This window comes from Pseudomonas sp. 13159349 (genome assembly GCF_013305685.1).
In the GTDB taxonomy this organism is placed as follows: Bacteria; Pseudomonadota; Gammaproteobacteria; order Pseudomonadales; family Pseudomonadaceae; genus Aquipseudomonas; species Aquipseudomonas asiatica.
This window is the reverse complement of record NZ_CP045553.1, coordinates 2,211,151-2,229,143: the sequence shown is the minus strand read 5'-3', so window position 1 is coordinate 2,229,143 and position 17,993 is coordinate 2,211,151. Positions and strand designations below refer to the sequence as shown.

Annotated in this window: 16 protein-coding genes and 1 tRNA gene; 6 read left to right on the top strand and 11 right to left on the bottom strand. The window is 64.1% G+C overall.

Annotation, left to right across the window (positions count from 1 at the left end; genetic code table 11):
- Window positions 1-48 precede the first annotated feature (48 nt).
- Window positions 49-123, bottom strand: a tRNA-Gln gene (locus GEV38_RS10520).
- Between the two features lie 260 nt (window positions 124-383).
- On the opposite strand from GEV38_RS10520, the gene GEV38_RS10515 reads away from it, so the two are divergent.
- A complete protein-coding gene (locus GEV38_RS10515) occupies window positions 384-626 on the top strand; it encodes a DUF465 domain-containing protein (RefSeq protein WP_013971925.1) in 243 nt (80 codons plus the stop codon).
- Window position 627: 1 nt separating this feature from the next.
- On the opposite strand, the gene GEV38_RS10510 is transcribed toward GEV38_RS10515, so the two are convergent.
- Entirely contained in the window at window positions 628-1,053 is a 426-nt protein-coding gene (locus GEV38_RS10510) for a DUF1810 domain-containing protein (protein WP_003256418.1), read from the bottom strand.
- 158 nt (window positions 1,054-1,211) lie between these two features.
- On the opposite strand from GEV38_RS10510, the gene zapE reads away from it, so the two are divergent.
- Entirely contained in the window at window positions 1,212-2,282 is a 1,071-nt protein-coding gene (gene zapE, locus GEV38_RS10505; RefSeq protein WP_015269727.1) for a cell division protein ZapE, read from the top strand.
- Between the two features lie 127 nt (window positions 2,283-2,409).
- Here the strand turns inward: zapE and GEV38_RS10500 are convergent, their stop codons facing one another.
- Window positions 2,410-4,299, bottom strand: coding sequence for a propionyl-CoA synthetase (locus tag GEV38_RS10500; protein WP_015269726.1), 1,890 nt, complete (start codon window positions 4,297-4,299; stop codon window positions 2,410-2,412).
- A 180-nt stretch (window positions 4,300-4,479) separates the two neighbouring features.
- On the opposite strand from GEV38_RS10500, the gene GEV38_RS10495 reads away from it, so the two are divergent.
- Window positions 4,480-5,346 carry a LysR family transcriptional regulator gene (locus tag GEV38_RS10495; protein WP_015269725.1) on the top strand — a complete coding sequence of 289 codons (867 nt, stop codon included), beginning with the start codon at window positions 4,480-4,482 and terminating at the stop codon, window positions 5,344-5,346.
- Here the strand turns inward: GEV38_RS10495 and GEV38_RS10490 are convergent.
- The 5 genes from GEV38_RS10490 to GEV38_RS10470 all read right to left on the bottom strand — a co-directional run bounded on the left by GEV38_RS10490 (window position 5,320) and on the right by GEV38_RS10470 (window position 9,652).
- Window positions 5,320-6,474, bottom strand: coding sequence for an HPP family protein (locus GEV38_RS10490; protein WP_054573128.1), 1,155 nt, complete (start codon window positions 6,472-6,474; stop codon window positions 5,320-5,322). The two genes, GEV38_RS10495 and GEV38_RS10490, sit on opposite strands and share 27 nt — an antisense overlap.
- A 567-nt stretch (window positions 6,475-7,041) precedes the next feature.
- Window positions 7,042-8,361 carry a sensor histidine kinase gene (locus tag GEV38_RS10485; protein WP_054573835.1) on the bottom strand — a complete coding sequence of 440 codons (1,320 nt, stop codon included), beginning with the start codon at window positions 8,359-8,361 and terminating at the stop codon, window positions 7,042-7,044.
- Window positions 8,358-9,026, bottom strand: a complete 669-nt coding sequence (locus GEV38_RS10480; RefSeq protein WP_013971919.1) for a response regulator transcription factor — start codon at window positions 9,024-9,026, stop codon at window positions 8,358-8,360. Before GEV38_RS10480 ends, GEV38_RS10485 begins: the two co-directional genes overlap by 4 nt.
- Complete coding sequence (locus tag GEV38_RS10475; RefSeq protein WP_013971918.1) at window positions 9,027-9,341, bottom strand: PepSY domain-containing protein; 315 nt, start codon at window positions 9,339-9,341, stop codon at window positions 9,027-9,029.
- Window positions 9,341-9,652 (bottom strand): PepSY domain-containing protein, encoded by a 312-nt coding sequence (locus GEV38_RS10470; protein WP_015269722.1) that lies wholly within the window; start codon window positions 9,650-9,652, stop codon window positions 9,341-9,343. The genes GEV38_RS10475 and GEV38_RS10470 overlap by 1 nt, the downstream gene beginning before the upstream one ends.
- Window positions 9,653-9,849: 197 nt before the next feature.
- On the opposite strand from GEV38_RS10470, the gene GEV38_RS10465 reads away from it, so the two are divergent.
- Both GEV38_RS10465 and queD read left to right on the top strand, forming a co-directional pair.
- Window positions 9,850-10,929, top strand: coding sequence for a patatin-like phospholipase family protein (locus GEV38_RS10465; protein ID WP_015269721.1), 1,080 nt, complete (start codon window positions 9,850-9,852; stop codon window positions 10,927-10,929).
- A gap of 53 nt (window positions 10,930-10,982) precedes the next feature.
- Window positions 10,983-11,339 carry a 6-carboxytetrahydropterin synthase QueD gene (queD, locus tag GEV38_RS10460; RefSeq protein ID WP_015269720.1) on the top strand — a complete coding sequence of 119 codons (357 nt, stop codon included), beginning with the start codon at window positions 10,983-10,985 and terminating at the stop codon, window positions 11,337-11,339.
- Between the two features lie 69 nt (window positions 11,340-11,408).
- On the opposite strand, the gene GEV38_RS10455 is transcribed toward queD, so the two are convergent.
- Complete coding sequence (locus tag GEV38_RS10455) at window positions 11,409-11,888, bottom strand: DUF1289 domain-containing protein (protein ID WP_015269719.1); 480 nt, start codon at window positions 11,886-11,888, stop codon at window positions 11,409-11,411.
- A gap of 406 nt (window positions 11,889-12,294) precedes the next feature.
- On the opposite strand from GEV38_RS10455, the gene acnB reads away from it, so the two are divergent.
- Complete coding sequence (acnB, locus tag GEV38_RS10450; RefSeq protein WP_015269718.1) at window positions 12,295-14,904, top strand: bifunctional aconitate hydratase 2/2-methylisocitrate dehydratase; 2,610 nt, start codon at window positions 12,295-12,297, stop codon at window positions 14,902-14,904.
- 208 nt (window positions 14,905-15,112) lie between these two features.
- Here acnB and prpD read toward each other — a convergent pair whose 3' ends face one another.
- On the bottom strand, window positions 15,113-16,597 hold the full coding sequence (prpD, locus tag GEV38_RS10445) for a 2-methylcitrate dehydratase (RefSeq protein WP_015269717.1): 1,485 nt from the start codon (window positions 16,595-16,597) through the stop codon (window positions 15,113-15,115).
- Between the two features lie 154 nt (window positions 16,598-16,751).
- Entirely contained in the window at window positions 16,752-17,942 is a 1,191-nt protein-coding gene (gene prpF / locus GEV38_RS10440) for a 2-methylaconitate cis-trans isomerase PrpF (RefSeq protein ID WP_054572632.1), read from the bottom strand.
- Window positions 17,943-17,993 lie beyond the last annotated feature (51 nt).

Here is a 17,993-nt window from a genome sequence, read left to right as displayed (position 1 = left end):
CGCTTGTATTTCCAAGCACCGGACCGAGATACGTTTGAAGCAAGAAAATGGCAGGGGCGGCTGGATTCGAACCAACGCATGGCAGGATCAAAACCTGCTGCCTTACCGCTTGGCGACGCCCCTGTATCGGATGCAGCATCTGCTGCTCTGACAATTCCAACTGAGTGACAACTGGGTTGTTGTCTTGGAATGCGCGGCACTTTAACAACAAACTTTCGGTCTGTGAACCCCCTGATGAAAAAAAATTACCAAAAAACAGCGAGTTAGTCATTTTCGCGGTTGGCGAGGCGACCATCCGTCGCTTTCCGCCCGCTTGGCTTCAACACAATCGCATTCCTCCCTTCCAATCAGATGAACCATCTGCATTGACCAAGGAGGACCCCATGCCTGTCTCCCACGATCTTTACCAGGACTTGCACTACCCGCGCGAAATCGTCCAGCAGCGCCGACAGCAGGACAAGGCACTGGACCGTCTGCTGGACGAATACATGGACATCGACAATCAGGTGCTGGCCGCCGAGTCGATTTCGGCGGGCAACTTCGAGGATGAAGACTTGCGCCGCCTGAAAGAACGTCGGCTGGCAGTGAAGTACATGATCGAGCGCCAACTGGAGCAAAAGGCCTGAACTAACCCTGCAACATGGCCAGCGTCAGGGCGTCCGGCTCACCGTCGTAGAACTGCACCAGCGCCAGCTGGAACAACGGGTTGCCGGGCGCGGCCTGGGCGAACAGGGTCAGGCACGAGCGCAGCTTGAGGTAGTCAGGGCTGCCGAGCATTTCACGGGCACTCTTGTCATGGTGCTGCAGCAGCGCAGTCACGCACGCTTGCAGGCGCGGGCCGAGCAGCGGATGAGCCAGGTAGGCACGGGCTTCGTCGATACCGGCCAGCGCATAGCGTTCGGCCATGGCGCTGTGGCCCAGGCCATCGAGCTGCGGAAACACGTACCACATCCAGTGGCTGCGCTTGCGCCCGGCCTGCAGCTCTTGCATCACCTGGTCATACACAGGGTTCTGCGCCTCTACGAAGCGCTGCAGATCAAAGTCGGCGTGCATGCTCGCCCCTCCTCGCACCGGTTCCAGCCTTTACTGTACGCCTGCATGGCGAACCTATCTCGTCAGGCGATGATTGCCGCGCACTTTCTGTATTAGTCAAAATGGCCGCCCTCGGGCAAGCTGCACCCTGCCCTGCCATCGCCCAAGGAGCTTTGCTTTTGCCTGCCTGGATCCCTACCCCGCTACGCCAGCTTGGCCAACGCCTGCGCGGCGCCGCCGCCAACCAGAGCGAACTGCTCGGCTGGTTCGAGGACAAGGCGCACAGCCGCGGTTACCAACTCAGCGACGGCCAACGCCGGGTAATCCACTGCATGGCCGAACAGCTGGCGCAGCTCGAACAAGGCCAGCCACGCAGCCTGTACCTGTACGGTTCGGTGGGCCGTGGCAAGAGTTGGCTGCTCGACGGCTTTTTCCAGGCCGTGCCGGTGCAGGCCAAGCTGCGCCTGCACTTCCATGACTTCTTTGCCCGCCTGCACCAGGGCATGCACCGCCACCGGGCGCTGGATGATGCACTGGGCGCGACCCTCGACGAGCTGGTGGGTGATTGCCAGGTGCTGTGCTTCGACGAATTCCATGTGCACGACATTGGCGATGCCATGCTGCTCACACGGCTGTTCAATGCGTTGTTCAGCCGTGGCGTATTCCTGCTGGTGACGTCCAACTATGCACCCGAAGGGCTGCTGCCAAACCCGCTGTACCACGAGCGCTTCCTGCCGGTGATCCGCCTGATCAACAGCGCGATGGAAGTGCTGGAAGTGGGTGGCGATACCGATTTCCGCAGCCTGCCGGCCAACCGCGAACATCAGCGCTTTACCCGGGGCCACTATGTCTGGCCGGGCAATGCAGCGCAGCGCCAGGCGCTGAATGTGCCCGAGCCGCAGCCGGTGATGCTGGAAGTGAACAAGCGCCCGCTGCGCGCACTGGCGGTGGACGGCCGGCGGGTGGTGCTGGGCTTTGACGACCTGTGCGAAAAGGCCACGGCAGTGATCGACTACCTGGTGCTGGCCGGGCAATACGATGAGTGGATCATCGATGGGCTGGATGACTTGTCGGAATGTTCCCTGGCGGCGCAGCAGCGCTTCGTCAACCTGGTGGATGTGCTGTATGACCAGGACCGGCAGGTGCTGGTGATCGGCAAGCGGCCACTGGAAGAAAGCCTGGGCGGGCCGCTTGCCGACCTGATGCGTACGCGCAGCCGGTTGGGCCAGCTGCATCAGGTAGGACCCTAGAACTGCTTTGCCCGGGCCGGCCTCTTCGCGGGCACGCCCGCTCCCACAGGTATTGCACAGTTCTCAAGGCCTGTGACATCCCTGTAGGAGAGGGTTTACCCGCGAAGAGGCCAGCAAGGTCAAACCCTCAGCCAGCCCTGGGCAAATCCGCCAGCACCGCCTCGATCTCCCCCAGCACCGCCGGGTCATCCAGGGTCGAAGGCGGCACATAGTCCTGCCCGTCGGCAATCTTGCGCAGCACCGCCCGCAGAATCTTCCCGGAGCGGGTCTTGGGCAGTCGCTTCACCAACCGCACCCGGTTGAAACACGCCAACGCGCCAATCTCCTCACGCACGCTGCCCACCAGGTCCACCAGCAACTGCGCCTCGGCAATGCCCTCGCCGTCCTTGAGCACCACCAGCGCCAACGGCACCTGCCCCTTGATCTCGTCATGCACGCCAATCACCGCGCACTCGGCCACTGCCGGGTGGCGTGCCACCAGGTCTTCCATCTCGCCGGTGGACAGCCGGTGCCCGGACACGTTGATCACGTCATCGGTGCGCCCCATGATGTAGACGAAGCCGTCATCGTCCAGGTAGCCACCGTCACCCGTGTGGTAATACCCCGGGTAAGTCCGCAGGTAAGCCTGCAGGTAACGCTCGTGGTCGCCCCAAAGCGTCTGGCTGCACCCGGGCGGCAATGGCAGGGCGATGACGATCGAACCCTGGTGGTTCGGCCCCAGCAGGTTGCCCTCGTCATCCAGCACGCGCACGTGATAGCCCGGCACCGCCCGGTTGCTCGACCCGGGCTTCGCCGCACTGCCTTCCAGCCCTACGCAGGGCGCGGTGACCGGCCAGCCGGTCTCGGTCTGCCACCAATGGTCGTGCACCGGCTTGCCACTGACCCGTTCCAGCCATTCGTGGGTGCTGGAATCCAGTTTCTCGCCAGCCAGGAACAGCTGGCGCAGCGAGCTCAGGTCGTGCTTGCGGATCAGCTCGCCCTCAGGGTCTTCCTTGCGGATGGCGCGCATGGCCGTAGGGGCGCAGAACAATGCGTTGACCTTGTATTGCTCCACCACCCGCCAGTAGGCCGAGGCATCCGGGGTGCGGATCGGCTTGCCTTCGTAGAACACCGTGGTGCAGCCGCTCATCAGCGGCCCATAGACGATCAGCGAATGGCCAACCACCCAGCCCACGTCGGATATGCCCCACCACACATCGCCGGCCTGCATGCCGTAGATATGGCGCATGGCGTAGCACAGCGCGACGGCATTGCCGCCGTTTTCCCGCACGATGCCCTTGGGTTTGCCGGTGGTGCCAGAGGTGTACATGATGTACAGCGGATCACCCGCATCCAGTTCCACCGGCGGCACCGGCTCGGCTTTGGCCAATGCCGCCTGCCAGTCCAGGTCGCGGCCTGGCTGCAGCTGGGCACGCGCCTGCGGGCGCTGCAGCACCAGCACGTTGCGCGGCTGGTGGCGGGCCAGTTGCAGGGCACGATCGACCAGCGGCTTGTATTCGATTACCCGGTCGAACTCCAGCCCGCAGGACGCCGTCAGCAGCAGCGTCGGCCGGGCGTCGTCGATGCGCAAGGCCAGCTCGTTGGCGGCAAAGCCACCGAACACCACCGAGTGCACTGCGCCAATCCGCGCGCAGGCCAGCATGGCCATGGCCGCCTGCGGCACCATGGGCATGTAGATGATCACGCCATCGCCCTTGTTCACCCCCAGCTGGCGCAACAACCCGGCCAGGCGCGCCACCTCGTCACGCAGCTGGTGGTAGGTGTAGGCCTGTTGCACACCGGTCACCGGCGAGTCGTAGATCAGCGCCAGTTGCTCGCCACGGCCCTGCTCGATCTGGTGATCGAGGGCCAGGTAGCAGCTGTTCAGGCGGCCATCGGCAAACCAGCGGTGGGTACCGTCGGCATTTTCTTGCAGCGTGAGGGCTGGCTTGCGGTGCCAGGCCAGGTGCGCGGCCTGCTCCGCCCAGAAAGCGGCAGGGTCGGAAATGGAATGGGCGTAGCTGTGCTGGTAGCTCATATCGAAAGAAACCCGGTACTTGTTGTTATTGAAGGGCGAAACTTGAGTATGGACCGCTACACCCGCGCCGCCATGGGACTAAAGTCACAACCGACCTGCAAATTTGCAGACAACGCAAAAACGCCCCATAACGGTGCAAAGCCTCTAGAATAGGCCACCCCTTCAGCCACCGAGCAGCTCATGGATATCGATCAGGCCCGTACCTTTCTGGAAATCGTGCGTTGCGGCAGCCTGGTCGCCGCCGCCGAACGCCTGTTCGTGTCACAAACGGCGATCACCGCGCGGGTGCAGCGCCTGGAGCAGCAACTGGGCTGCCAGCTGTTCGTGCGCAGCCGCAACGGCGCCAGCCTGACCAGCGACGGCGAGGCATTCGTCAGTTACGCCAACCAGATGGTGCAAACCTGGGAAGCGGCGCGCCGCGACCTGCCGCTGCCCGAAGGCTGCCAGCAAGTGCTGCACGTGGGCGGTGAGGTGAGCCTGGGCAACCCGATGCTGCTCGACTGGGTCGGTGCCCTGCACCGCGAACTGCCCAGCCATGCCATCCGCAGCGAGGTGAGCGACGGCGAATCGCTGCTGCGCAAGGTCGAGATGGGCCTGCTGGATGCCGCGCTGGTCTACCAGCCGATCTACGGCCCGGGCCTGCAGGTGGAGCAGTTGATGGAGGAGAAGCTGATCCGTGTGCGCCGCGTCGACCAGCCGGACCCGTACATCTATATCGACTGGGGAGAAGCCTTCCGTCGCCAGCACGATGCCGCCCTGCCCGACTGCGCGCGCCCGGCGCTGAGCTTCAACCTGGGCCCGCTGGCCTTGCAGTTCATACTCGACCAGGGCGGCAGTGGCTACTTCCGCACGCGGGTAGTGCAGGCCTATCTGGACAGCGGGGTGTTCGAACGAGTACCGCAGGCGCCGGAATTCACCTACCCGACCTTCCTGGTGTACCCGCGTAAACGCGACAGCGAAGCCCTGCAACAGGCCTTCGCCATCCTGCGCCGGCTGGTGGCCGCCGGCGCCAGCGACTGGTCACAACGCTGGGACCCGCTTATCTGAAGCCTCGGCCTCGCTGAGCAACTGGCGCTTGAGGCCGGCGATCAGATCGGTCTGGGTGATCACCCCCACCAACTGGTCGGCATCGAGCACCGGCAGGCAATGCAGGCCCTGTTCGCACAGCAGTGGCAGCAAGCGCTCCAGCGGGTGCTGGCTGCTGACGCTGATTACCCGGCGGCTCATCACCTGCTCCATGCGCACCGTCTTGCGGCCGAACAACCCACGCCAACTGAAGCGGCCACGCTGCATGGCCGGGCCGACCAGATCGCTGAGGCTGACTACTCCCACCAGCTTGCCCTGCTGCAGCACCGGCAGGGTTTTCAGGTGGTGGCAGGCCAGCAGTTTCCAGGCCTGCTCCAGGGTAGTGTCGGGCGTGGCGAACTGCACGTCGCGGGACATCACCGAGGCCGCGGTGATGCCGCCGAGGCTGCGCTGCAGGGCGTGTTGCTCGGTGGCCAGGATGATGCGCTCCAGTTCGTCACGGGTGACATCGACGAACTCGCCCAGTTCTTCCAGAGCCTGATCCAGGTCTTCCCCACGGATGCCGACCCGCTCGCTGGGCAGCGGGTCATGGGTGTGGTGCAGGTCCTTGCGCGGCACCGCGCCTTTCGGGTAGCGCACGCCGGTGAGGTGGTTGTAGAGGATCGCCACCGCTACCAGGATCAACGCGTTGAGCAGCACCGGCTCCAGCAGGTGGTCGCCCATGGCGGTAAGCCCGGGGTCGGCCAGCACCGCGCTCACCGCCACCCCGCCGCCTGGCGGGTGCAGGCAGCGCAGCAGGCACATCACCAGAATCGAGATACCCAGGGCTGCAGCGGCAACCCACAGCTGCGGGCCGAAGCCCTGGCGCATGGCCAGGCCGACCGCACCGGCCAGGGCGTAGCTGCCCAGCACAGGCCAGGGCTGGGCCAATGGGCCGGAGTGCACGGCGAACACCAGCACGGCCGAAGCCGCCAGCGGGCCGAGCAGGTGCAAGGCAATGCTGGGGCCGTAGGCCATGCTGGTCAGCCAGCCGGCGAGGAAAAGGCCGAACAACGCGCCGATACCGGCACGCAACCATTCTTTGGGGGGAATATTCAGGGGCGCTGGCAACAGCCGCTGCAAACGACTTTCGAAACGCGAGGCAGGCATGTAGGTAATCGGAATCTGTAGTTTTTCTGGTTAAAAAGAAAGCCCAGCCGAGGTGGCCTGGGCCTCGTATTGCGGTCGCAATAGCACAAGGGGCTCCGTCCGTGGAGAGATGGAAACCACAGGGTTTCGTGGGGGAATTTTGCCGGGTGGGGTGAGATTGGGCTAATTCAAAAAAATGCGGCTGTACTGCAATTTTTTTGCAGTGGTGATATGGCCCACGGGGTCATGCTTGTCGGCTCCCACAATGGGGCTGCTTTGCAGCCCATCGCCGGCAAGCCAGCTCCCACAGGGCCCTGCACATGGCTTGAGGTCGATGCGAGCGGCGTGGGAGCAACTGTCTTGCTCAAATTCTAAAAGTTGGCGCGCTCCCTGTGGGAGCGGCCTTGTGTCGCGAAAGGGCTGCAAAGCAGCCCCAGCAATTTCAACTGTTGCGCATCAATCCTGGGGCCGCTTTGCGGCCCTTTCGCGACACAAGGCCGCTCCCACAGGTACAGCGACAACCTCGAGAGCAACGCTGTACCTGTGGGAGCTGGCTTGCCGGCGATGGGCCGCAAAGCGGCCCCGGCATTACCGAGCCTTGCGCGGCAAGTCGATGCTTACCCGCAAGCCGCCCAACGGGCTATCCAGCAGCGCCAGGCGCCCGCCCCAGGCCTCGACGATATCGCGCACGATGCCCAACCCCAGCCCGTGCCCGTCTACCTGCTCGTCCAGCCGCGAGCCGCGCTCCAGCACCTGCTGCCGCTGGCCCTCGGGGATACCGGGGCCATCATCATCGACCCACACCTGGTAGCCATCGGTACTCGGCGCGATACCCAGCCGCACCTCGCTGTCGGCCCACTTGCAGGCGTTGTCCAGCAGGTTGCCGAGCAGCTCCAGGATGTCCTCGCGGTCCCAAGGCAGCAGCAGCCCGGGCGGCACATCCCTGGCCAGCAGCAGGCCCTCGCCATGGATCATGCCCAGTGTCCCCAGCAGCCCCGGCAGCTCGACGTCGCAGTCGAACTGCGCACCAGGCAGCGCATCCCCCGCCAGGCGCGCACGGTTCAGCTCACGCGCCAGGCGCTGCTGAATCTGCTCCAGTTGCTCGCGCATCTGCACGCGAACATCCGGTAGGTCTTTCAGGCGCTCGCTGGAGGCCAGGCTCAGCAACACCGCCAGCGGCGTCTTCAATGCATGGCCCAGGTTGCCCAGGGCATTGCGCGAGCGGCGCAGGCTGTCTTCGGTATGGCTCAGCAGGTGGTTGATCTGCCCCACCAGCGGCGCCAGTTCGCTGGGCACTTCGGCATCCAGCTGCGAGCGCTGGCCCTGCTGCAACTGGGCGATCTGCTGGCGTGCCCGCTCCAGCGGCCGCAGCGAGCGAGTCACGGTGATGCGCTGCAACACCAGCACCAGGATCAGCGCCACCAGGCCCATGCCCAGGCCGATCTGCTGCAGGCGCCGGAAACCTTCGCGTACCGGTGAATAATCCTGTGCCACACTGATCGAGATGTCCTGGCCCAGGCGCCGGTAGTCGGCACGCAGGGCAAGCAGTTGCTGGCCTTCCGGGCCGAGTTCGTGGCTGTCGGAAAGGCCCGGCGCGGCGGGTTTGGGCATGTCCAGATCCCACAGCGACCGGGAACGCCAGGTGCCTTTATCGAAATCGATGCGGAAGTAATAGCCGGAAAACGGCCGCTGGTAGGCGGCCGAGATACGCCGCTCATCCAACTGCAGACCCGAAGGCCCGCGCACCAGGGCCACCAGCAGGTTTTCGCTTTCCTTGCGCAGGCCATTCTCCAGGTAGCGCTGCAGGCCGACCTCGAACAACCACAGGGTCAGCTGCGCAAGCACCAGGCCGACCACCACCAGCACCGCCACCAGGCCCAGGCTCAGGCGCGCCTGGATCGACTTCACGCGGCGCTCCCGGCGTAGATGTAGCCCTGCCCGCGGCGGGTCTCGATGACGCTGCGGCCCAGCTTGCGTCGCAAGTGGTTGACGTGCACTTCCAGCACGTTGGAGTCGCGCTCGGTTTCACCGTCGTAGAGGTGCTCGGCCAGGTGGCTCTTGGACAGGATCTGCTGCGGATGCAGCATGAAGTAGCGCAGCAGGCGGAACTCGGCGGCGGTCAGCTGGATATCCACGCCGTCACGGTTCACGCACTGCCGGCTTTCGTCCAGGTGCAGGCCGGCCGCTTCCAGCGTCGGCTGGTTGGCCAGGCCACGGGCACGGCGCAACAACGCCTGGATGCGCAGCTGCAGCTCTTCGGGGTGAAAGGGTTTGCTCAGGTAGTCATCCGCCCCGGCCTTCAGCCCTTCGATACGCTCGGCCCACGAGCCACGGGCAGTAAGGATCAACACCGGCGTGGCCAGGCCGGCGGCACGCCACTGGGCCAGCACCTCCAGGCCCGGCAGGCCCGGCAAGCCAAGGTCCAGGATGATCAGGTCGTAGGGTTCGCTCTGGCCCTGGTACACCGCGTCGCGGCCATCGGCCAGCCAGTCCACGGCGTAGCCCTGGCGCTGCAGGCCTGCGGTAAGTTCATCGGCCAACGGTACATTGTCCTCGACAAGCAACAGGCGCATTCAGTCGTCTTCCTCGTCTTTTAGCAGGGCACCGCTGCTGGCATCGAGTTTGATCTCGCGCACCACGCCTTCAGCTGTCAGCAACTCGACTTCGTATTCGTAGCGATTGTCGTCTTCTTCCAGCTCGGCCTCCAGCAGGCGCGCCCCGGGGTGACGCCCCAGGGCGGTTTCCAGCAGATGCTCGAGCGGCAGGATGATGCCCTTCTGGCGTAGTTCCAGGGCTTCGTCCTGATCGAGGTCTCGGGCAACGGCCAGGGAACACACGGCCAGCAGCGCCAGCGCGAAGTAGCGCGCCGGCCGCAGTAGGTGGATCATCAGTTGTCCCGCTCGTCCTTCAGCACTTCACCGGTCTTGGCGTCCAGCGCCACGTCCCATTCGACGTTCTGCGTGTCGCGCAGCTCGACCTTGTAGATGTAGCGACCGTACTCATCTTCAAGTTCCGAGTCGGTGACGGTGGCACCTGGGTGCTTGGCCACGGCGGCGGCCTTGAGTTCGTCCAGCGACTTGACGGTCTTGGCATCTACCAGCTTGACCACTTCGTCGGGCTGCACATCCTTGGCGATGGCGGAATGGGCGCCCAGGGCAAGGGCGGCGGCTACGGTGAACAGGGCAGTCATGCGTTTCATCGTTCTTCTCTCCTGAGAACTGTACAAGTTGTCTACGGGGTTAAGATTAACCACCGGTCCTTAATTCAACCTGAAAACAACTGGCGCCATGATAGCGCAGCTCCCACCCGTTCATCACAGGCCTCGGCAATGGCACAAATACCTGTGCATGCCTTGAACCCTTTACAATGACTCGCCTGCCGCCCAAGAGACCCGCCATGAGCGCCATTCACATCAAATACCCCGCCCTCACCTTCAAGGCCGGCCAACGTGCCCTGCGGCAGGTCCGCGAGCGCGGCCTGCAGGCGGCCGACGTCGGTGTGCTGCCGGGTGCGGCTGGCGGGCCGAAGCCGCTGGGCATCCAGGGCCTGGACCTGGCGCTGTTCGGTGAGTGGCTGCCGTCGGCGCCACGCCAACGTGCGCTGATCGGCGCCTCGATCGGCGCCTGGCGCTTTGCCAGTGCCTGCCTCGACGACCCGGTAGCAGGCATCCGTCGCCTGGGCGAACTGTACACCGAGCAGGATTTCGCCAAGGGCGTCACCCCGGCCGAAATCAGCCGCAGCTGCCAACACATGCTCGATGACCTGCTGCAAGGCCGCGACAGCCAGCTGCTGGCCAACCCGCACTATCGCCTGAACATCCTGGTAGTGAAGAGCCATGGCCAGCTCGCCCACGACCATCGCGGCCGCCTGGGCCTCGGCCTGGGTTCGGTGATCGCCAGCAACCTGCTCGGCCGCTCGCGCCTGGCACGGCACTTCGAGCGCGTCATCCTGCACGACGGCCGCGCCACGCCGCCGCTCGACGCACTGACCGACTTCCCCTCGCGCTGCCTGCCGCTGGACCTGGCCAACCTGCGCCATGCCCTGCTTGCCTCGGGCTCCATCCCCATGGTCATGGAAGGCGTGAAAGACATCCCTGGCGCAGGTGCAGGCACCTACCGCGACGGCGGCCTGCTCGACTACCACCTCGACCTGCCCTACCGCGGCGACGACCTGGTGCTGTACCCGCACTTCACCGACAAGGTCGTACCCGGCTGGTTCGACAAGGCCCTGCCCTGGCGCAAGGGCGATGCCACGCGCCTGCAGAACGTGCTGCTGATGACGCCCTCGCCGCAGTACCTGGCGGCCCTGCCCTACGGCAAGCTGCCCGACCGCAATGACTTCAAGCGTTTCATGGGCGATGCGCCTGGCCGCAAGCGCTACTGGTACAAGGCCATTGCCGAGAGCCAGCGGCTGGGCGACGAGTTGCTGGAGCTGATTGCCACCGGGCGGTTGCATGAACGCCTGCAAGCCTTGTAGCGGCCATGCTGGTAGACTGCGCGCATTCTTGATTCACATAGAGTTATGACAGCGTGGAAATCTTCAAGGAATTCACATTCGAATCGGCCCACCGCCTGCCGCACGTCCCTGCCGGGCACAAATGCGGTCGCCTGCACGGCCACTCGTTCAAGGTCGGCCTGCACCTGACCGGCCCGCTCGACCCGCACACCGGCTGGATCCGCGACTTCGCCGAGATCAAGGCGGTCTTCAAGCCGATCTACGAGCAACTGGACCACAACTACCTGAACGACATCCCGGGCCTGGAAAACCCTACCAGCGAAGTGATCGCCAAGTGGATCTGGGACCAGGTCAAGCCGCTGCTGCCGGAACTGTCGAAGGTGCGCATCCACGAAACCTGCACCAGCGGTTGCGAATATACCGGCGACTGATTTGGTAAACGCACCAGCCCATTCGCGGGCAATGCCCGCGAAGAGGCCGGCAGCTTCCCCAACAAAGCTTCAGCCCTGCCCCGCCTCCAAGGCATCGCGCAGGAAACCGGGGGCGATGTAGCGCTGGTAATGCGCCTCGGACAGCAGGAAGAACTCGCGGTCGATGGCGTCGCGCAACTGCGGCAGTTCCCAGTCGCGAAACTCCGGCAACAGCACCATGCCATAGGCTTCCAGGTCACGGATCATCCGCGCCCCGCGGGCAATCAGCTGGTACGCCCAGCAATATTCCGACTGCTGCTCGACAAAGCGGATGGAACGCTGCTCCAGTTGCTGGCGCAGCAAACCTTTGTCGAACACCTCCAGCTTGGCCATCATCACCTGCACCAGCAGCTGCTCCAGGCGCAGCCACACGGCGCGCTTCTGCGCATCGTCGTAGCCGTTCCAGCTGATCACTTCGTGGTGAAACCGCTTGCAGCCACGGCAAACCGTGTCTCCGTAAACCGTGGAGCACAGGCCGACACAAGGGGTCTTGATGGACTTGTTGGACATGAAAAACAACAGCTTGGCGATGGAACACGAACCCATGTTAGCCCTTTGTCTAACCAGGGTCACTCGTTAAAGTCATCTTCGCCGCCTTACCTTCGGGCTTTTTTTGCCGTAGAATCATCCCGCCTTTTCAAAGGCAACAATGTCCGTTGGAAGCTGTTTTCAAAGCGTCACGAGCACAGTTCATCCGGTAGAACGGCGTTGGCCCGGGCCATGCATCCCTCGCATGCCCGTGCCAGCCCTCATCAGCTCCCCGTTCTGCAGGCGTAAAACTTTGAAAGCAGCTTCTGTAAGGATTCTTTGCGACTCTGGCTGGGCGGCCCACAAAGCCGTGGCAGCGCATGGGTGCATTGAATGCTGGATGAGCGTCCCGGACCCCCTTTAGGGACCACTGATGAGGGAAATAACTGTGCTTGAAGCCTACCGCAAACACATCGAAGAGCGTGCCGCCCTGGGTATCGTGCCCCAGCCGCTGAACGCCGAACAAACTGCAGGCCTGGTCGAGCTGCTGAAAAACCCGCCGGCCGGCGAAGAAGCCTTCCTCGTAGACCTGATCACCCACCGCGTACCGCCAGGGGTCGACGAAGCTGCCTATGTCAAGGCCGCTTTCCTCTCCGCCGTCGCCAAAGGCGAAGCCAAGTCGCCTCTGATCGACCGCAAGCACGCCACCGAACTGCTGGGCACCATGCAGGGCGGCTACAACATCGAAACGCTGGTCGCACTGCTGGATGACGCCGAACTGGGCGCCGTCGCGGCCGAACAGCTCAAGCACACCCTGCTGATGTTCGATGCCTTCCATGACGTGGCCGAAAAAGCCAAGGCCGGCAACGTTCACGCCAAGGCCGTGCTGCAATCCTGGGCTGCCGGCGAGTGGTTCACCTCGCGTCCGGCCATCGCCGACAAGTACACCCTGACCGTGTTCAAGGTGCCTGGCGAAACCAACACCGACGACCTGTCCCCTGCCCCGGACGCCTGGTCGCGCCCTGACATCCCGCTGCACGCACTGGCCATGCTGAAGATGGCCCGCGACGGCATCGAGCCGCAGCAGCCTGGTTCGGTCGGCCCGCTGGCCCAGATCGAAGCGGTCAAGGCCAAGGGTTACCCGGTTGCCTACGTCGGTGACGTGGTCGGTACCGGCTCTTCGCGCAAATCCGCCACCAACTCGGTGCTGTGGTTCTTCGGCGACGACATCCCGTACGTACCGAACAAGCGCGCCGGTGGTTTCTGCTTCGGTACCAAGATCGCCCCGATCTTCTACAACACCATGGAAGACGCCGGCGCCCTGCCGATCGAATTCGACTGCACCAACCTGGCCATGGGCGACGTCATCGACGTTTACCCGTTCAAGGGCGAAGTGCGCCGTAACGGCAGCGACGAACTGGTCACCACCTTCGAGCTGAAAACCGAAGTGCTGCTGGATGAAGTCCGCGCTGGCGGCCGTATCCCGCTGATCGTCGGCCGTGGCCTGACCGAGAAGGCCCGTGCCGAACTGGGCCTGGGCGCCTCCGACCTGTTCAAGAAGCCGGAGCAGCCTGCCGATTCGGGCAAGGGCTTCACCCTGGCACAGAAAATGGTCGGCCGTGCCTGCGGCCTGCCAGAAGGCCAGGGCGTGCGCCCAGGTGCCTACTGCGAGCCGAAGATGACCACCGTCGGTTCCCAGGACACCACTGGCCCGATGACCCGCGACGAGCTGAAAGACCTGGCGTGCCTGGGCTTCTCCGCTGACCTGGTGATGCAGTCGTTCTGCCACACCGCGGCCTATCCGAAGCCGATCGACGTCACCACCCACCACACCCTGCCAGACTTCATCCGCACCCGTGGCGGCGTGTCGCTGCGCCCGGGCGACGGCATCATCCACAGCTGGCTGAACCGCATGCTGATGCCTGACACCGTGGGTACCGGTGGCGACTCGCACACCCGCTTCCCGATCGGCATCTCGTTCCCGGCCGGTTCCGGCCTGGTGGCCTTCGCCGCCGCCACCGGCGTCATGCCGCTGGACATGCCAGAATCCGTGCTGGTGCGTTTCAAGGGCAAACTGCAGCCAGGCATCACCCTGCGTGACCTGGTCCACGCCATCCCTTACTACGCCATCCAGAAGGGCCTGCTGACCGTCGAGAAGAAGGGCAAGAAGAACATCTTCTCCGGCCGCATCCTCGAGATCGAAGGCCTGAACGAGCTGACCGTCGAGCAAGCCTTCGAGCTGTCCGACGCCTCTGCCGAGCGTTCCGCTGCCGGTTGCACCATCAAGCTGCCAGAGAAGGCCATCGCCGAGTACCTGCAGTCCAACATCACCCTGCTGCGCTGGATGATCGGCGAAGGCTACGGCGATGCCCGCACCCTGGAGCGCCGCGCCCAGGCCATGGAAGCCTGGCTGGCCAAGCCTGAGCTGCTGTCGGCCGACGCCGATGCCGAATACGCCGAGATCATCGAAATCGACCTGGCCGAAGTGAAAGAGCCTGTGCTCTGTGCACCGAACGACCCGGACGATGCCCGCCTGCTGTCTTCGGTACAGGGCGAGAAGATCGACGAAGTGTTCATCGGCTCGTGCATGACCAACATCGGCCACTTCCGCGCTGCCGGCAAGCTGCTGGACAAGGTCAAGGGCGGTATCCCGACCCGTCTGTGGCTGGCTCCGCCAACCAAGATGGACGCTCACCAGCTGACCGAAGAAGGCTACTACGGCATCTACGGCAAGGCCGGCGCACGCATGGAAATGCCAGGCTGCTCGCTGTGCATGGGTAACCAGGCACGTGTGCAGACCGGTTCGACCGTGGTCTCCACCTCGACCCGTAACTTCCCGAACCGTCTGGGCGACGCCACCAACGTGTACCTGGCATCGGCCGAGCTGGCCGCTGTCGCTTCGATCATCGGCAAGCTGCCGACCGTTGAAGAGTACATGCAGTACGCGAAGGACATCGACAGCATGGCTGCCGACGTTTACCGCTACCTGAGCTTCGACCAGATCGCCGAGTTCCGCGAAGCGGCAGCCAACGCCAAGATCCCGGTGGTTCAGGCGTAAGCTGAGTTGTAAGATGTAAAAGAAAGCCCCGGCAGAAATGTCGGGGCTTTCTTGTTTTGCCCGCACCAGCCGAGACCCCTGTAGGAGCAGCCTTGCGCTGCGAAGAGGCCAGCAAGGCGACAGACTCTCCTGAGCTTTAATGGCCTCTTCGCAGCGCAAGGCTGCTCCTACAGGGGTTGCACAGGCCTTGAGCGCTGTGCAGGCCGACTCAGATCACGAACAGGTCGACAAACCTGTGCACCGCCATCTGCTCCAGCTTCTGCTGGTCCTTGCACACATCCACGATCTCCCCACACCGCTGCCGCGCAAAGCGCGTCGCCAGGTTTTCCCTGAACTTGGCCTCCAGCAACGGTATGCCCTCCCCTCGCCGCCGGCGATGCCCGATCGGGTATTCCACCACCACCTGCTCGGTACTGCTGCCATCCTTGAAGAACACTTGCAGTGCGTTGGCGATCGAGCGCTTGTCCGCCTCCAGGTACTCACGGCTGAAGCGCGGGTCTTCAACCACCTCCATCTTCTCGCGCAGGCGGTCGATGCTTGGATGGTTGGCATGGAAGGCGTCTTCGTAATGCTCGGCCACCAGATGCCCGAAAATCAGCGGCACTGCCACCATGTACTGCAGGCAGTGGTCGCGGTCAGCGGCATTGGCCAGCGGACCGCTCTTGGAAATGATGCGGATCGCCGACTCCTGGGTGGTGATGACGATACGGTCGATTTCGTGCAGGCGGTTACGCACCAGTGGGTGGAGGGCTACCGCCGCCTCGCAGGCAGTCTGAGCGTGGAACTCGGCAGGGAAACTGACCTTGAACAGCACGTTTTCCATCACGTAGCTACCCAGGGCTTGCGGCAGGCGCAGCTCTTGCTGCTCGGACGGCTTGAGCGCCAGGTCCTTGTTGGTGTGGCTGAACAGCACATCGTAGAAGCCCCACTGCGGCGCGGTGAGCACGCCAGGCACGCCCATCTCGCCACGCAGGGCGATATCGGCCAGGCGCACGCCACGGCTGGAAGCGTCACCAGCGGCCCACGATTTGCGCGAGCCAGCGTTGGGTGCATGGCGGTAGGTACGCAGCGCCTGGCCGTCGACGAAGGCATGGGAAAGAGCGCTCAGCATCTGCTCACGGTTGGCCCCCATCAGCCTCGCACACACCGCGGTTGAGGCCACCTTGACCAGTATCACGTGGTCGAGGCCAACGCGGTTGAAGGCGTTTTCCAGCGCCATCACGCCCTGAATCTCGTGAGCCATGACCATGGCTTCGAGCACATCACGCATCAGCAGCGGTGCCTCACCTGCGGCCACGTGCTTCTGCGACAGGTGATCGGCAACGGCCAGGATGCCGCCAAGGTTATCCGAGGGGTGGGCCCATTCGGCGGCCAGCCAGGTATCGTTGTAGTCCAGCCAGCGCACCGTGCAGCCGATGTCCCAGGCAGCCTTGACCGGGTCGAGGCGGTAGGCGGTGCCGGGCACGCGGGCGCCGTTGGGCACCACGGTGCCTTCCACCTGGGGGCCTAACAACTTGGTGCATTCGGGGAAGCGCAGGGCCAGCAGGCCGCAGCCGAGGGTATCCATCAGGCAGTTGCGCGCGGTATCCAGGGCTTCGGCGGATTCGACCCGGTACGTGAGGGCGTAATCGGCGAGGGTTTGCAGCACCCGGTCATAGTCTGGGCGGGCGTTGAGGTCTACGTTGGCGCTCATATCCAGCTCCCTTCAGAATTGCCGGGGCTGCTTTGCAGCCCTTCGCGACACAAGGCCGCTCCTACAGGTACCGCGCACACCGTGTAGGAGCGGGCTTGCCCGCGAAGGGGCGCAAAGCGGCCCCAACGAACTAAAGCCGAGCGCCAGTGGTGCGTTAGAAGCTATCGCCAGGCACGCGAACCCAGCCCTCCATCAGCACGCGAGCACTGCGGCTCATGATTGCCTTGGTCACTGTCCATTCACCATTCACCTGGCGCGCCTCGGCCCCCACCCGCAGGGTGCCCGAGGGGTGGCCGAAACGCACGGCGCTGCGCTCGCCCCCGCCTGCGGCGAGGTTGACCAGCGTGCCCGGAATGGCCGCCGCGGTACCGATGGCCACCGCGGCCGTCCCCATCATTGCATGGTGCAGCTTGCCCATCGACAAGGCCCGTACCAGCAGGTCGATATCACCTGCCTGCACCGCTTTGCCACTGGACGCAGTGTAGGTGCTCGGCGGCGCGACGAAAGCCACTTTCGGCGTGTGCTGACGCCCGGCAGCCTGGTCGACGTTGTCGATCAGGCCCATGCGCACGGCGCCATGGGCGCGAATCGTCTCGAAGCGCAGCAGCGCCTGCGGATCGCCGTTGATGGCGTCCTGCAGTTCGGTGCCGGTGTAGCCGATATCCGCCGCATTGACGAAGATGGTCGGGATGCCGGCATTGATCAGGGTCGCCTTGAACGTACCGACACCCGGCACCTCGAGGTCATCGACCAGGTTGCCGGTGGGGAACATCGCCCCGCCGTCGCCATCTTCATCGGCCGCCGGATCTAAGAATTCCAGCTGCACCTCGGCGGCCGGGAAGGTCACCCCGTCCAGCTCGAAGTCGCCGGTTTCCTGCACTTCACCTTCGGTGATCGGCACATGGGCGATGATGGTCTTGCCGATGTTGGCCTGCCAGATGCGCACGGTGGCGATGCCATTGCGCGGAATGCGCGCCGGGTCGACCAGGCCGCTGCTGATGGCGAACGAACCGACCGCGGCGGAGAGGTTGCCGCAGTTACCGCTCCAGTCGACGAAGGCCTTGTCGATGCTGACCTGGCCGAACAGATAGTCGACGTCGTGCTCAGGCTTGATGCTCTGCGACAGGATCACGGTCTTGCTGGTGCTCGAAGTGGCACCGCCCATGCCGTCGATCTGCTTGCCGTAAGGGTCGGGGCTGCCGATCACCCGCAGCAGCAGTGCGTCGCGGGCCGGGCCGGGGATCTGCGCCTGCTCGGGCAGGTCTTGCAGGCGGAAGAACACGCCTTTGCTGGTGCCGCCACGGATGTAGGTGGCGGGGATTTTTACTTGCGGTACATGAGCCATGGATGTGCTGTCCTGTCTGATAGACATGAAAACCCAGGGCTGCCATGCAGC

What these genes read in the sequence shown, in the direction of transcription:
- GEV38_RS10515 (WP_013971925.1), top strand. Translation starts at nt 384, where the DNA reads ATGCCTGTCTCCCACGATCTTTACCAGGACTTGCACTACCCGCGCGAA.
- GEV38_RS10510 (WP_003256418.1), bottom strand. Translation starts at nt 1,053, where the DNA reads ATGCACGCCGACTTTGATCTGCAGCGCTTCGTAGAGGCGCAGAACCCT.
- GEV38_RS10500 (WP_015269726.1), bottom strand. Translation starts at nt 4,299, where the DNA reads ATGAGCTACCAGCACAGCTACGCCCATTCCATTTCCGACCCTGCCGCT.
- GEV38_RS10495 (WP_015269725.1), top strand. Translation starts at nt 4,480, where the DNA reads ATGGATATCGATCAGGCCCGTACCTTTCTGGAAATCGTGCGTTGCGGC.
- GEV38_RS10490 (WP_054573128.1), bottom strand. Translation starts at nt 6,474, where the DNA reads ATGCCTGCCTCGCGTTTCGAAAGTCGTTTGCAGCGGCTGTTGCCAGCG.
- GEV38_RS10480 (WP_013971919.1), bottom strand. Translation starts at nt 9,026, where the DNA reads ATGCGCCTGTTGCTTGTCGAGGACAATGTACCGTTGGCCGATGAACTT.
- GEV38_RS10475 (WP_013971918.1), bottom strand. Translation starts at nt 9,341, where the DNA reads ATGATCCACCTACTGCGGCCGGCGCGCTACTTCGCGCTGGCGCTGCTG.
- GEV38_RS10470 (WP_015269722.1), bottom strand. Translation starts at nt 9,652, where the DNA reads ATGAAACGCATGACTGCCCTGTTCACCGTAGCCGCCGCCCTTGCCCTG.
- GEV38_RS10465 (WP_015269721.1), top strand. Translation starts at nt 9,850, where the DNA reads ATGAGCGCCATTCACATCAAATACCCCGCCCTCACCTTCAAGGCCGGC.
- GEV38_RS10455 (WP_015269719.1), bottom strand. Translation starts at nt 11,888, where the DNA reads ATGTCCAACAAGTCCATCAAGACCCCTTGTGTCGGCCTGTGCTCCACG.
- prpD (WP_015269717.1), bottom strand. Translation starts at nt 16,597, where the DNA reads ATGAGCGCCAACGTAGACCTCAACGCCCGCCCAGACTATGACCGGGTG.
- prpF (WP_054572632.1), bottom strand. Translation starts at nt 17,942, where the DNA reads ATGGCTCATGTACCGCAAGTAAAAATCCCCGCCACCTACATCCGTGGC.